This is a genomic window from Flavobacterium sp. Root420, from assembly GCF_001427905.1.
Lineage (GTDB): Bacteria > Bacteroidota > Bacteroidia > Flavobacteriales > Flavobacteriaceae > Flavobacterium.
Genome location: NZ_LMEF01000029.1, coordinates 354,928 through 370,434, shown reverse-complemented (window position 1 = coordinate 370,434; position 15,507 = coordinate 354,928). Strand labels below are relative to the sequence as shown.

The 15,507-nt window shown below is 33.4% G+C and carries 12 protein-coding genes and 1 pseudogene; 5 read left to right on the top strand and 8 right to left on the bottom strand.

Features of this window, described 5'->3' with window-relative positions:
- Positions 1 to 125 precede the first annotated feature (125 nt).
- A complete protein-coding gene (locus tag ASC72_RS15995) occupies positions 126 to 473 on the top strand; it encodes a nuclear transport factor 2 family protein (RefSeq protein ID WP_056193576.1) in 348 nt (115 codons plus the stop codon).
- A gap of 89 nt (positions 474 to 562) precedes the next feature.
- A pseudogene (locus ASC72_RS23950) lies at positions 563 to 1,101 on the top strand (IS3 family transposase); the annotation flags it as partial.
- A 525-nt stretch (positions 1,102 to 1,626) separates the two neighbouring features.
- Here ASC72_RS23950 and ASC72_RS15980 read toward each other — a convergent pair.
- Positions 1,627 to 2,805, bottom strand: coding sequence for an NAD(P)/FAD-dependent oxidoreductase (locus tag ASC72_RS15980; RefSeq protein WP_056192766.1), 1,179 nt, complete (start codon positions 2,803 to 2,805; stop codon positions 1,627 to 1,629).
- A 266-nt stretch (positions 2,806 to 3,071) separates the two neighbouring features.
- On the opposite strand from ASC72_RS15980, the gene ASC72_RS15975 reads away from it, so the two are divergent.
- Together ASC72_RS15975 and ASC72_RS15970 are read left to right on the top strand one after the other, a co-directional pair.
- Positions 3,072 to 4,046, top strand: a complete 975-nt coding sequence (locus tag ASC72_RS15975) for an AraC family transcriptional regulator (RefSeq protein WP_056192763.1) — start codon at positions 3,072 to 3,074, stop codon at positions 4,044 to 4,046.
- Between the two features lie 1,335 nt (positions 4,047 to 5,381).
- Complete coding sequence (locus ASC72_RS15970; protein ID WP_241775725.1) at positions 5,382 to 6,299, top strand: YhcG family protein; 918 nt, start codon at positions 5,382 to 5,384, stop codon at positions 6,297 to 6,299.
- Positions 6,300 to 6,795: 496 nt separating this feature from the next.
- Here ASC72_RS15970 and ASC72_RS15965 read toward each other — a convergent pair whose 3' ends face one another.
- A complete protein-coding gene (locus ASC72_RS15965) occupies positions 6,796 to 8,529 on the bottom strand; it encodes an alpha-L-fucosidase (RefSeq protein ID WP_056193573.1) in 1,734 nt (577 codons plus the stop codon).
- Positions 8,530 to 8,740: 211 nt separating this feature from the next.
- Complete coding sequence (locus ASC72_RS15960) at positions 8,741 to 8,983, bottom strand: alpha-glucosidase domain-containing protein (protein ID WP_082564326.1); 243 nt, start codon at positions 8,981 to 8,983, stop codon at positions 8,741 to 8,743.
- Between the two features lie 632 nt (positions 8,984 to 9,615).
- On the opposite strand from ASC72_RS15960, the gene ASC72_RS15955 reads away from it, so the two are divergent.
- Positions 9,616 to 10,497: an AraC family transcriptional regulator gene (locus ASC72_RS15955; protein ID WP_056192756.1), complete on the top strand. Its 882-nt coding sequence runs from the start codon at positions 9,616 to 9,618 to the stop codon at positions 10,495 to 10,497.
- Positions 10,498 to 10,582: 85 nt separating this feature from the next.
- Here ASC72_RS15955 and ASC72_RS24290 read toward each other — a convergent pair whose 3' ends face one another.
- From ASC72_RS24290 to ASC72_RS15935, 5 genes are all read right to left on the bottom strand, one after another.
- Positions 10,583 to 11,149 carry an MATE family efflux transporter gene (locus ASC72_RS24290; protein WP_198528514.1) on the bottom strand — a complete coding sequence of 189 codons (567 nt, stop codon included), beginning with the start codon at positions 11,147 to 11,149 and terminating at the stop codon, positions 10,583 to 10,585.
- Positions 11,061 to 11,969 (bottom strand): MATE family efflux transporter, encoded by a 909-nt coding sequence (locus ASC72_RS24285; RefSeq protein ID WP_256380483.1) that lies wholly within the window; start codon positions 11,967 to 11,969, stop codon positions 11,061 to 11,063. Before ASC72_RS24285 ends, ASC72_RS24290 begins: the two co-directional genes overlap by 89 nt.
- Before the next feature lie 120 nt (positions 11,970 to 12,089).
- Entirely contained in the window at positions 12,090 to 12,962 is an 873-nt protein-coding gene (locus ASC72_RS15945; protein WP_056192753.1) for an AraC family transcriptional regulator, read from the bottom strand.
- A gap of 175 nt (positions 12,963 to 13,137) precedes the next feature.
- A complete protein-coding gene (locus ASC72_RS15940; RefSeq protein ID WP_056192750.1) occupies positions 13,138 to 13,680 on the bottom strand; it encodes a cysteine hydrolase family protein in 543 nt (180 codons plus the stop codon).
- 468 nt (positions 13,681 to 14,148) lie between these two features.
- Entirely contained in the window at positions 14,149 to 15,495 is a 1,347-nt protein-coding gene (locus ASC72_RS15935) for a c-type cytochrome (protein WP_056192747.1), read from the bottom strand.
- Between the last annotated feature and the right edge of the window lie 12 nt (positions 15,496 to 15,507).

The window sequence follows — 15,507 nt, the reverse complement described above, 5'->3', positions numbered from 1 at the left end:
CTCAATTCAAAAATAAATCAAAAATGTTGATTATGAAAAAAACCTTTACAATTATTTTATTGTTTATGACAGTACTTAATATCTATTCTCAAAATAAAAATTTAAACTCAAAAAAGTCAAATATTATGAACAACACAAAAATTTTGCTTGATGCAAATCAACTCGTACGAGAAGGAAAATATGAAGAATATCTATCGTACCTTACTGAAGACAGCAAATGGGTATTTGTTGGTGAGAGAACCCTTCTAGGAAAAGAAGCGGTAAGGCAGTATATAAAAGAATTTTATCTGGCTCCGCCAATATTTGATATGGAAAGATCAATTGAAGAAGGCAACTTTGTAACTGCAACGGGAAATATTTCCTTGAAAAATGTAGACGGAAGCTATAGCCATTACAGTTACTGCGACATTTGGCGATTTGATAATGGTAAATTAGCGGAAGTAAAAGCATATGTAATTGAGAAAAAACCTTAAAGTTTTTGCGTGAATGGGATCAAAGAGCTTCAAGACATCCCTGTGCTCCTTTTCAAGCATTTCAAGATATTCCGAGAGAGCCTGTCACAGAACTTGGTAAAATAGCTCCCAATATACTAAAACGTAATTTTAAGGCTGCAATGCCTAATGAAAAATGGGCAACGGATGTCACTGAATTTAATGTCTCTGGTAATAAACTGTATCTTTCTCCAATTATTGATTTATTTAATGGAGAAATAATAAGTTATGCATTATCCGAAAGACCTCATTTTAATCAGATAGTCAATATGCTAAAAAAATCTTTTGAAAAAATACCAGATAAAAGTAATTTAATACCGCACTCAGACCAGGGCTGGCAATATCAAATGAAACAATACCAGTTCTTATTAAAGGAAAAAGTAATTAAACAAAGTATGTCCAGAAAAGGAAACTGTATTGACAATGCTATTATTGAAAACTTCTTTGGAATTTTAAAATCAGAACTTTTTTATCTTAAAAATATAGTTCTATTAATCAATTAAAAAAGGAAATAATCGAATATTTAGACTATTATAACAATGACTCAATAAAACTTAATCTAAAAGCAATGAGCCCGATACGATATCGAGCTCATTATTATCAAATTTAATTATAAATTCGTCTAAACTTTTGGGTGCAGTCCACAATTTTGGAGCTTTCTTTTTCTTCTTCTTTTCTTTTTAAAACTTCACAATCCTTTTGTAAAATCCAAAGAGAATATTTTTCAAATGCAATAAGCTTAACTTTTACAGCCTGGATGGCAGAAAAATTTATAAAACTGGTTAGCAAACGGTGCAACGCCTTTGGCAAAATGTAAGTGGCTCTGCGCATTATCCTTTCTTTACATTTTGCCAAAAAGGTTGCAGCTATTTTGTATGGGATATTTATTATCCCATTTGTTATTTCTGGTATGTATGGCCAAAGGAGATTTTATGTTATGACTCAAGTCTTTTATCCGTTTTTCCATTGAATTAAAAGGTCTATTGGGAAAACTCTTAAATAGAAAATTCTATTATTTTAAAATTTAATAATGAAGACGAGACTTAATCTTGATATATAAAAAAAACTCTTAGTAATAGACTGATGAATTCACGGCATACCATATCAATTCTATGCTGCACTATTGCATTAACTGTTATTCTTTATGTGAATATTTCCAACCATAAATCCAGTCAAGCTCTTGAATTTGTTTGACAATAAACAAGCCAATTAAGCGATCACGGAACCATGCTGCTATTGGATTCGTTTTTGTTTTAGTATTGCCTACTTTTCTGGCGCTTTTTATTACTTTCTCTACTCTGGGCTGACGCTCGGACTGAAAAATCTCAAATGCAGTTCTGTAGTCTTTTTGCGATTTTAATAACTCGGCAATTACAACCGTGTCTTCTAATGCCAGTGATGCTCCCTGCCCAATATGTGGAGAAATACCATGTGCGGCATCTCCAATAAGACAAACCCTGCCTTTATGCCAATGTGAAAGCTTGGGCACATCATAAATAGGATAGGCAATAATCTCGTAACTGTTTTTGATTATTTTGGAGAATAAAGGATCATCGTTTTTATGAACATCTGCTAAGTGGTCCTGAATTTCAGTTTTTAATGTTTTCTCTATTTCCTGTGGCTTTGGTTGTTGCTCTCTAAAATAATTATTGAACCACCAGACTTCGCCTTTGTCAGAAACCGAATAAGCAAAAAATCCTCTTTCACCAAAGGTCATTCGTATTGAATCCAGTGGTTTTGAAAGTTCGGGAATTTTTGCATAACCACCGGTAGAGATAAGTTTTGTGTACTTGAGTACAGAAGATTCCGGGAACAATTGGTTTCTGAGCTCAGAAAACATTCCGTCACAGCCGATCATAATATCACCGGTAGCCGTAGTTTCATCAGCAAAATATGCTATCACCTTTTCATTTGTTTCATCATAGCAGACAAATTTTTTATCGTACCTTATTTTTATGCCTGCATCAGCTGCTGTTATCCGGGCATATTTATTCAGGTTTGCCCTTTTTAACTGAAGTGTTTCTACGCCATATTGCTGCTTTTGATAAGCTGTGCCCAATTCTGCTATCTGTTTTCCTTTGGAATTGAAAAATTTCATTGAGCCGGGGGTATAATCTTCTTTGAGCAACCTTAAATCAACAAATTCTTTCAAGACATTCAGGCCATTGGGAGTAAGTCCTAGAAAAGCTCCCTCTTTTGTATTGCCTTCTGATCTCGATTCGAATATTTCAGACTCAAAACCTATTTTTTTCAGGTGTAAAGCTAGTATTGGCCCTGCAATACCTGCACCTATTATGATTGCTTTTTTATTCATTGTTTTTCTTCTTTATTTTTATTTAATCAAGTAGTAGTAAAAAATTTAGTGCAAAAAAGCATCGCTACTCTCACATAATTTAAATTGCGACAATGTGCTGTTTTTGCTTGCCTATATTCTTAATGATCATTTCTGATCGTCATTAGTATATGTTTTTTTCTAACTTTGATTTTTTTATTCCTTATATGAGATCGCGATGCAAAATTATCGCACTATCAAAACATGAACTTGTAAAAAAAGGAGCTAAACTGGTAAATTAGGGAACAATGGGATTTAAATTAAGAAATGATAATAAGGCATTTGAAATGGCCTTTGATAAAAATAATTTTGATCATCATGGTTTTAAAGAGGATGCCTTTAAAATAAACATCCCTTTTGGAGAATTATCTGCTAAACAATGGCTTTTTGATGGTATTAAGATCCTGTATTCCGAAACTAATCTTGACAAACCAGCAGAACTGGATTGGAAAGGAGATACGGAATTGGTAACCATGCACTTTAATTTGCAGGGAAGAACTTCAATAAGACAAGATGGGATGAGCAATTCCTTTGAGTTGAATGGGAATCAGCATAATTTATTCTACGGTAACAATGCTGAAGGTAAGATGAAGTTTGATGAATTGCAGATGAAATCATTTATGGTTCAATTTGCAAAGGATTCTTTCTTGACTATATCAAAAGATGGAAATGAAAGCCTTAAGCAGTTTGCTGACAAAATAGTTTCGGGAACACCTGTGGCTTTTTCAAATTCTAATCTAAATATTGATCTGCCTCTACAGACTTGCATTAATTCGATTTTGAATTGTGATTATTCTAATGGTTTAAAGAGATTATTCCTTCTTTCGAAAACTATTGAATTACTTGTTTTGCAGGCGGAATCATTTAATAACCATCAAAATTCAAAATCTGAATACATAAAACATAATTACGACAAAGAACGAATTGTATTTGCCCGTGATTACTTGGTTCAGAATATTGAGTCCCCGCCAACGCTGGTAGAGTTGGCAAAAATAGCAGGGATAAATGAATATAAACTCAAGCGGGGATTTAAGGAAATATTCAATCAAACAGCTTTTTCTTATTTATCTGACCTGCGTTTAGAGATGGCAAAAAATGATTTGCTCGAAGGCAAAAAACAAGCTACCGAAATAGCATTTGAATTAGGCTATTGTTCATTGCAGCACTTTAGTAATGCATTCAAGAAAAAGTTCGCCATTACCCCAAGTCAGGTGAGACGTTGAGGATAAAGAACAATCAGACAAAGATGTTCTAAATGAAAATATGCAATCACCACAATACAAACATCTTTTTACTTCCTTTTTTATTTTTCCACTGTTTGGTTGTTTTTGCCTATGAAAAACCTTAACTAAAAGGGCAAGGCAGCAGTCTGTTTAATATAGCGCATTACAAATGGAATTAATTCCTTTTTTGCCGCAAAAAGTTAAGGCGCTTAATTTAATTGCTACTGCAATTCCGCACGTTGTAAGTTTTAGGGCAAAATCATGGCACAGGATATTTTGTGAAACTAAAATAATCTGGAAATCAAATAGTAAAAGATTAAGGTTCGAATCTGCAGCTCCCCACTAGCAGGAAGAAAATTTCATACTAGAAAATACTCCAGAACAATCCAATTGTGTCCGCACTGTAGACACAATTTACTCAGATAAATAAAATTTATTTAGAATACATATTAACTTTTAGATTATGTCCTAAGACATACTTTAATTAATATTGTAACTAATATTTCTTTTCTTCTTGTGAACTTACCATATGTGGGCAATACAAAACTCTCAACAGTGTTGAGAGAAATAAATATCCCTTATAAAATCAATATACTAAAAGACTGCTATATATTGATTTTCAAAATTTTCCCGAACCTTGTCGTAAAGAATGTGAAAAAGAATTATATCTAACCTATCAATCTTTGGCTATATCTACTATAAAAAATACTTTCTCGACTAAAGTTTTTACTTTAGCTAGCATATAATTATCGTTTTTTGCAAGTCATACTTGCACAATCAGACGCCTATTATTGCTAAGAAGAGAAACAACTTAATTGTCGTGACACTGTCACGACAAATTCCTTATCAGTAGACAGATCTGTAAATTGCATAATTCAAAGATTATTTTCTTCGACGTTTCTTCCGATATCTATTTCCCAATTGTGCCGACAATGTTGGCACAATTTATTTTTCGTATTCTGCAGTAGTAGCTCAGAGTCTTTTTTACGACGTAAACAAAATTACCATAACAACTATACATCCATAAAAGCAAAATAATCAGTGATTGGTTATATCAAGAATTTCTACAACACTTCCAAAAGACATTCTGCTCTTGAATAAAACAACACAAATACTTAAAAACCACATATTTACAAGTAATCAGCTATATTTATTTAGTAACAACCTATTTGATTTTATCTGTTTTTATTACTTTTTTGTATGTTTGCAAACTACAACTAACTTCCTTACTTAAAAAAAAATGCTTCAAAACCAATCCATAATTCCTGATATAAAGGCAATAATTGCGAGTTCAAGGGAGAACGCAATAAAACTGTTGATAATGAAAGAACCAAAATGTATTGGACAATTGGAAAACGTATTTTCGAGGAAGAGCAACAGGGGAAAGAGAGAGCGGATTACGGAGCTTACTTAATTAAATATCTCGCAGAAGAATTACAACCCGAGTATGGCAGTGGATTTTCATACCGCCAATTAAACTGGTATCGTCAATTTTACAGGACTTTTCCAATTGTGTCCGCACTGCGGACACAATTGAGCTGGACACAATACAAGTTCTTATTATCAATTGATAATCAAGAAAAAAGAGAATTTTACATTGCTGAAAGCGTAAAAAACAATTGGACGTCCCGACAATTGGAGCGTCAAATAAACAGCAGTTTATATGAACGCCTCTTAATGAGCAGTGATAAAGAAAGTGTCATGGCAGTTGCTAAAAATGAAAAGTTGCCTTCAGATGCCCGAGAAATTATTAAAGACCCGATGTATTTGAAATTCTTAGGCTTAAAACGCGAAGCTGCGTATTATGAAAAAGATCTCGAACAGGCCATCATAACACATCTTCAGGAGTTTTTATTGGAAATAGGAAATGGTTTTTCTTTTGTTGCAAGACAAAAAAGAATTCATATTGATGGAGATGAGTTTTTTGTAGATCTGGTATTTTATAATAGATTACTTCAATGCTTTGTTTTAATAGAAATCAAAACACATAAGCTTACACATCAAGATATTGGGCAATTGCAGATGTATGTTAACTATTATGACCGTATTGAAAAAAATGAGAATGAAAATCCTACAATTGGAATATTACTTTGTGCTAATAAAAATGACGGTGTAGTTAAATTCACATTACCCGAAAGCAACAAAAATATTATTGCAAGCCAGTATCATTTATATCTTCCAAACGAGCAGCAATTACTAGAAGAAGTCAACAAAGAATTAGCAAATTTTGAACAGGAGAAAAATGAAATCTAAAAAAGAAATTCACATTTAATTTTTTTGGCAGAATCGTGGCACATTGCTTTTTTCAAAATTATAAATAAGTATTTACAGGCTTACAACGTTTAGATTCGAATATATTATACGCTGTTTATTTTAGTTTTTTTGTCAAGAGTTTCTAATCCCGTTCCGGCTACAAGGTTAAAGCAAAAGCCCGAAAAATCTTGATTTTTCAGGCTTTTTTGTCGTTTGATAAATTTTACTTCAATTTCTTAAAAAATCTAAACGCCCTGTATTTTCAGCATTACAAATTAATCGTAAACTATGTTTGTGTTTTCTATTACCTAAATCTAAAGTTTTTTGTATACATTGCCACTGGGTTTCTGTTAAATAGTTGGATACATCTTTGTATTGTTTAATCACTAAAAAGACTAATTTCAATCGGTTTCTTTAGCCCATAATGGTTTTTATTTTACATTTTTAAACAGGATCTAACAATTAATTACAGTTTTTCAGTATAAGACCTAATTTTTTACTCAATTTCAAAAACAATAGCTGTAGCAAATGGCATATTCTTAGGGCAAATTATCAATAAACCATCAGCTGTTTCTTTCCATTTTAACTTTCCTTTGTAACCTAACAACTTAACCGTTTTGACTTTCTTACCATAATGCTTTGCATCTGTACCAAGAGACTTAATTTTTATTTGAGTATTCCGAGCTGGTACATTCATACAAAAGGCATACAGTTTATTGTTTTTTCCAACTGTAAATCGGATATCCTGTGAATCAAACTTAAATTCAGCTTGACTACTACCCAATTTTCCTCCAGGAAGCATTTTTAATTTTCCATTTTCCATTTCTCCTTCGGCTGGAATTACCCATGCATGGCTTCCATATACTCCTTCTCCATTAATCCGCATCCAGTTTCCTACTTCTTTCAGCATCTTTTGACTCTCTTCATTAATTGAACCGTCGGGCAATAAAGAAATGCATATTGCAGCATTTCCATCACGTGCTATAGCTTCAATTATATAACGGATCATCATACCTGAATCATAAGTAAAGTCTGGAGCATAAAACCAATCTCCTACCGGAGCTTCAGCAATCCAAGGTTGGTCCTTTTTAATCTCTGAAGGAATACCAAACTCCTCAGTATTTACTGTACCATTAGTATTATGGCGAAACTTAACAATGCTAAAAGTATTTACCTCACCGCGGCGCTGTAAACTAGTATTGTAAAAATCAGCTATAACGCTTTGCATCGCATTGGCTTTTAAACCTGTTCCTGTTCCATCTCCTGTAAATGGTCCTTGAACAGTGCCATCAGTATAAATAAAATCAGGATCGTAATTTTTTACAACATCCATCATTCTTAAAGCCCAATTTGTTGCATACCATTTAGCATATCCTAAATGATTACTAAATATTCCTGCCGGTGGTGGTGACCATTCAGTATGTGCTTTTTCTTCTACTCCTTTGTATTCTCTTAAATCGATACCATAAAGCATTTTTGGATCGTATCCTTCCCACCATTTCCCTTTACCATCAGCAAGGGTAAGATAACCATCATAAGGAATTCCTTTTTTAGGGCCTTCTTTATCGCTTCCAAATGCTGTTTGCCACCACCACCATGTGTACTCGTGATGAAAAGTTACTCCGTATCGCATTCCGTTTGCTTTACAGGCTTTTGCCCATTCGCCAATCAAATCTCTTTTAGGGCCAATATTTACTGAATTCCAAGGCTGGTATTTAGAATTCCATAAATCGTAATTATCATGATGCACTCCTTGAATCATTAAAAAACGAGCACCTGCATCTTGATAAATTTTTGTAAGTTTCTCCGGATCAAGCTTTGTAGGGTTCCAATCACGCAAAACTTCTTTGTATCCAACTTCCGAAGGATGTCCATATCTTTTTACATGATTTTCATAAGCCTTTTTATCTGTCTTATAAAGATTACGTGCATACCAATCACCACTTTCCCCGGCAGCTTGTGGTCCAAAATGAACCCATATACCAAACTTTGCCTCACGAAGCCATGCAGGCTCACCAGGGTAATTTTTCTCTATTGATTCCCATGTTGGCTCAAAAGGTCCTTTTGCAATAGGTAGTTCTAATTTTACCTCAGAAAATGTTTCCAAATCTCCCATTTTCACACTATTTATAGGTAATGAAGCAGGTATAGCTGGCATAGGATTTTTATCCTGAGCATAAACACTAAACTGAAGTAGGGATAAAAGCGTGAATAAAATTTTTGTTCTCATTTTTTTATTTCTATTATTTGTTATCTGAAGCTTTTTTACAGCGCATTGCTTCATAAATTTTATATATGAACATTCTAAACTAGCAACTTGAATAATTTAATAAAAGCATTAAAAATCATTCTAATTTAAATATGTGCTCCATAGGCAACCATTTCTCCCCACCTTTGCTCCTGGGAGTGCTTGTTGAAAAGATTTGTCTCTATTAAATTCTTCATAGACCGTCTGGTTTTTCACTTAAAAAAAGCTTCCCTTCATACTTACGATACGATAATGCCCCGCTCTTTTTATCTACTACAACAGTCATTTTTGATGTAGTGATTTCAAGTTTTGCCTTCGATTCAGAAACCTTAAATTCGGGTATATTAACTATTGAAGTAAAAACCAACTCGGGCAAATTACTTTTCATTTCCAAACCATACTGAACCCTTACGGCATTTTCGGTTAAGGGACTCAAATAAAGCGGGCCTTATCAAGGGTTATAATTACTTTATCCATGTATTTTTTATAGCTCTTTACTACCTGCCCAATACATAACATTGGCATAAGAAGGATAAATAATATCTTTATTCGTTTCATTATTTTTTTCTTTATTTAATATATAACCTTTAAGTATATGAACTTAAACTTCATATAATTTCCATAGCATTCCCATAAGAAGTTTCCGGTTTTTGATTTGGAAAATATACTTCAAGGCCATTTGAATCCTGTTTGAACTTCGGTTGTTCGCCTGCACTAACTAGTTTTATTTGTCTTATTTTTTCTGTATGATGTGGATTATATTTTCATAAATTTTTAATAATTACAGTACCACTTTCCGGCCAGGCCATTACGGGTAGCATAAAGAGATTTGTCTTTTTGCACATTACAGCTAAAAAACAGGCTAGAATTCAGCTACAAATATTTGTAAATTCTTAACAAAATAAATATCACATAAACATTTAAGGATAAAATTTAATTATTATTATTTTATTACTTTAATTTACATCAATACAACAAAACAAATGTAAAATATACACCTTTAGGATTAATTATTCAAAGACGACCTTTTATTATTCAAAAACGATATTTCATAATTATAATGTCATTATGTCCAACAGTACTTTTAAATATTCCTTTTCATTATTGCATATTGATTATGTAAAACTCGATCATAATTGGAATTATAATAGTGTAATAAGCCCCTATTATCGAATTTATTATATAGATGATGGAATTGGATTTATTTCCGACAATTCAAACTGCTTGACTTTAGAGCCAGGCAATCTTTATCTTGTTCCCAGTTTTACAATTTGTAATCTGAACTGTCAAGTCTATTTGAGCCAATATTTTATTCAGTTTTTTGAAGAATCTCCTGATGGGATTTCTTTGTTCAACAATAATAGAAAAGTGATAAAATTAGCTGCTACAGAACTTGATGTAGTCCTTATTAAAAAAATGCTGCAAAATAATCCCGGAAGAGGAATTAATAGATCAGACAATCCAAAAGTATATGAAAAAGAAGCCTTTTATAAAGAATACCGTTTGCTGAATAATTCAATAAAAACGCAACTTAAGTTTGAAAATCAGGGCATTCTTCTTCAATTAATTTCCAGGTTTCTAAGCACTAGAGACTTTAGTTCAAGCCAACAACAGATTACATCTTCTAAAATATTAGATACGATGAGTTATGTACAGCTTCACTTGAACGAAAATATTACGGTCGCTCAATTAGCCAGAAGAGTCAATCAGAATCAGGACTATTTTTCCAAACAATTTCTAGCCCATACAGGACAAAGGCCCTTAAACTATATCCATGAAAAAAAAATCGAAAGAGCACAATACCTCATTGCAACCAGTGATAAAACATTTTTGGAAATTGCTTTAGACACCGGATTCTCAAACTTACCCCACTTTTCAAAAATATTCAAACAAATAGTGAGTCTTACTCCAGGAGAGTATCGCAATCAGAATAGTCAACATTACAAATAAAAAATAATGTCTTCTTTTGGAATAAAAATACTGATACCTTCATTTACAATATTTAAAAATTATTTTGTTTGTACGTTCATTGGATTTATATTAAGAGATTAATATTGTCTTGTAGATTATTATCCAATGTTTTTTTCATTACATATCGGAATCTTAAATACAGTAAGGCAGATGATGTTAACAAACCCAGAGTCAAACCATACCAGATTCCCTTTACTCCTTCATTCAAATGAATTCCTAAAATATAGGCAGCTGGCAGGCCAATAATCCAATAAGCAACAAAGGTTATAAAAGTTGGAATATTTACATCTCCCATTCCTCTTAATGTTCCGAGTCCGACTACCTGAGTACCATCAAAGAGCTGGAATATTGCGGCAATTATCAATAATTGTGCAGCAAGTGCTACAACATTTATATCATTTGTTATTAAGTAAGGTAAATATTGATTAAAGAGTGTAAAAATTACAGCAAAAAACAGCATAAAAATGATAACTAAATGATAGGACGCATAAGCAAACCTCTGGAGTCTTTTGTAGTTTTGATTTCCAAAACTATTTCCGACTTTAATAGTTGCAGCCGATGCAATTCCTCCTGCCATCATGTAAGTCATTGCGGCAAGGGTAATTGCTGTCTGATGTGCAGCCTGTTCCATTGCGCCTTATATGACCAGCCATTAAAGCGGCAACTGCAAATACCCCTATTTCGAATACATACTGCATCGCTACAGGTAATCCTATTTTTACCACTTTCGCAATTTTCGAAAAATCAACAAACTTAGCCGAGAAATGCTTTAGATAAACTCTAAAATTCTCTGACCGAAGTACATATAACATCATGACCAGCATCATTAAAACCCGATCTATCAACGTTGCAATTCCTACACCCCGAACTCCCATTGGTTCAATCCCAAACATTCCCTTTACCAGAATCACTGCGATAATTACATTAAGTACATTTCCCCATATCGTTATAGACATGGCTTGCTTTGTAAAACCCAACCCTTCCGCAAACTGTTTGAAAGTTTGAAATATCATTAAAGGCAGGATAGACAAACTTAAAATAAGTAAATAAGGTTTTGCTGTTTTTACTACCTGAGGATCCTGATCTGTATGTTGTATCGCAAACATAGAACCATAATAGACTACTAAAAAAAGAATAATTGCAGCTACGACATTAAGCCATAAGCTGTTTGACAGAAGCTCCGCGCATTCCTTAAAATTTGATTTTCCGTTTTCCTGTGCAATCAAAGGTGTCAACCCGTAGGCAACCCCTAATCCAATGACCAAAACTACCATGAAAACAGAATGAACCAGCGAGACTGCTGCCAATGATATAGTTCCTGCATAATGCCCTATAATAACTGTATCGAGAGTCTGTACCAGGGTATGCCCCAACTGAGAAATTACAACAGGCCCTGCAAGTGCTATTGTACTTTGGTAATATATCTTATTGGATTTGTATTTTTTGATCATATTAAAAAATTGACTGCCTCAAGGCAGATTTATATGTATTGAAATTGCCATGACATAAACTTTTATTTAAAATATAGCAATCTTGGAGATTTATCCTATTCTGTAACAGCCTTAAAAATACTATGAAAATATACCATTTTGGTAATCTGATAGGAACTGGCTGCTGGTTATTCCTGTCTGGCTTTTAAAAAAACGCATCATATGTCCGGGTTCTGAAAAATGAAGATCATAGGCAATCTCAGCAATAGTTTTTCCGGAATGTATCAGGTCATTTTTTATCTCAAAAAGAAGTCTCTGTTTCAAAAGCTCTGTCGCGGTAACATTAAACTGCTTTTTTACATAAGTATTAATTGTAATCCTGCTCACATTTAATAAATCTGCATAATAGTCAATCCGCTGCTTCTGCCTGATATGTATTTCCAGTAACTGCTTAAACTGATAAGCAAAGTTATTTTCTGCCCTGTCAATCGAAAGATTATTTGCATCAGCATATATTCTATTAAATTTCAAAAGCAGGTAATAAGTAAGAGACCGTATGATATGAATGCTATCTGTCCTGCTATTCACAAGCTCAGATTTGATTTCCATAAGCTGGTCAAGTGCTTTTTGAAGCTCCTCTTTTTCAATACCAATATTTAAAGCATAATTCAACTGATAAAAATACAAAAGGCGGTAGGTAAAGAATTTATCTGAAAAAAAGTCATTAAGAAAATTTTCCTTGAAAACCAGAACTGTAAAATCCAAACCCTCTTTCTCCAAAGTCCATTGCCTTTTTTGAAAAGGAGAAATAAAAATAATTGTATTGTCAGTTATATTGATTTTCTGCTGATTTAAAATCAGGGAGCCCTTCGCAGTCTTAAAAAGCAATATTTCAAAAAAATCAGTATTGTAAGTATCGCGCTCCAAATATCTCTCACTCAGCATATCGCCGTGCAGTACATTAAGAAGCATTTCAACACCACATTCTGTTTTATGAAATTTGACTGTTTTCATTTTCTTTAATTCGTTAATGTATTGAAATCCGTTTCTTTTACTTTTTTAAGATATGATCGAATATTATAATTAAAACAAATTTACAACTTCATTTACAAATTACTTAAACCAAAAAAATGAGCAGTAATAAATTACAGCTCATTTTATAAAAGTGATTCCTTATTTACCCTTTATTTTATAACTGCAAATAATCTTCTGTTGTTGTAATTTTTGCGTAAAAGAATTCCAGTGCCGCCAAAAAAGCATTATGGACATCTGCAGCCTTGACATCCTGACCATTTATATGAAGATCCATTGTAGCGCAGGCATCTCCAATTACTGTGCATTCAAAGCCAAAATCAAAAGCAGCCCTTGTCCCTGCATCAATGCACATATGAGTCATCATTCCCGCGATTACCAAATGTGTTATTTTTTTTGACTGAAGATATTCCAGTAAATCAGTCCCCCTGAAACTATTAGGAAATTGTTTGGTGATCACTTTCTCACCTGCAAGTGGTTTTACATTTTCATGAATTTCTACTCCTTTTGTACCCTGAACAAAAAAGGGAACACCTTCTCCAGATATATGCTGAACATGAACAATAGTCCCATTTTCTTTTCTAAAATGCTCCATTAGTTTCTTGGCGTTTTCACTTGCTGCAATAGGATTTACAAGTTCTAATGCCCCATTTTCAAAATATTCTTTCTGTATATCAATTAATAATAATGCCTTATTCATTTTACTTTAATTTTTAATATTTATATATGACAAAATTAAAACTTAGACTAGTGATATCAGGTACCAAAACACTTTCAATATATACCATTTTGATAAGCAACTTTTTTTTAGCTATGGTATTTTCAATTTCATAATCCAATTTTGCCTCTAAAATTTCAGTCTACCATAAATAAAAAAGAAACCCTGTGTGTGTCAGCATCAACAGGACTCCAGACTATCAAAATTTAAAAAAGAAACTTCTTTTATGGACACTTTTTAACTAATACAGTCCCTTTATAAATTGATAATCCTTTTCTAGTGGGTTTTCTTTGTTATTTACTTCTTTTGACTTTATAAGCTGCAGTGTAACCGATTTTATTTTTATCAGAAAAACAATTGCAAGAAGAACAAAAATTAAAATCATAATGGAAAAAACTTGAGTCATATTATTTTATTTTAAGTTAAAAATTGAATACTGATTCTTATTATTTATTTGATATTGAGGATATACTCTGCAAGCTGATCTAACTGTTTTTGATCCAGCTGAGATTCAAAACCGGGCATTTGTGGATAATCAGGACGTTTTTTTCCAGGATTCTTTATCCATTTCTGCAAATCTGCAATATTACCTTTATAGATTTTTGCCATTTCCAACACTGGCGGCCCTACTAATTTTTCATCTATTTTATGGCAGGAAGCACAATACTGGCTGAATACTTTCTGGCCTTTCTCTGCCTCTGTCATATCTGCCGACGCTGCGCCTGCTTCCTGGGCTTTTACCTTAGCTACAGCTTCTTTTTTCAGAATTTGAAATTCTGCTGTTTTAATTTTTACCAGCTCTTGATGTTTTTCCAGCGCATTTGCCCTGTATATCTGTCTTCCAGATCCCATACACAAAACGGTAATTCCCAACAGCAGTGCTATTTTATAAAAGTCTTTTTCAATATTTTCCTTCTCCCCTGTAAGTCTCTTCCATATCATCCACATGGCAGGAACAGCAAAAATAACCCCAGAGAAAATAATCAGAATCAGGTTCCATCCCATCCCTTTAGACGGCAAGGTCAGCAGAACTAACGGACCAATCATAAACTGGCAAATAGAAGCTGTCAGCGCAAGAGAATAACCTTTCTTTTGAATATCATATCGGGTAAACTTTTGATATATTTCTTCAAATGGATAATTTTTTCGGCTGTTGTACCAAAATAGAAATAATCCTGTAACAGCCAGTGAAGACAAGATAAAGTGCAGATATCTGGGAAAAACATTCGGCAGAAACAGCGCATCAACAAAGCCTTTCACTACTGCCCATTTTTCGGGAAACAACATTAAATTGATATTGGTCAAAAATATAAAGGGAATAAACAGAAAGATAAGGGTTGCCAGAGCCAGAATAGAAATATGAACCGCTTTGTGATTCTCCAGTGTCTCCCAGGTATATTTGTGCAGATAAGTAAGCAGGAATGCCACAGTTACCAGCGGTATTACCGCTATCCACATCAATCCGGTAAGGGCATTTGCCGAGTAAAAATAGATCGTATACAATACATTAATACTCAAAAGCGGCGCAATACCCAGTACAACGGCGATACTTTTATTTACCGTTATCGTTTTGGCTATTTCATGGGCAAGTATATCGTACTGCTTATTTTTAAGCCCCTTGATCTGAGCTATCAAAGCCAGAATTGAACCTCCGAGCATCAGATTGACAAAAAGAATGTGGAGCAGAAATGAGAGCACCAGAACAACTACAAAGAACCATTCAGGCATTGGCAGGGGCAGCGGAATATCTTTTGGAACCGGAACGTTATTTTGTAACGCAATATATAAATTGATCATTTTTTAAACTTT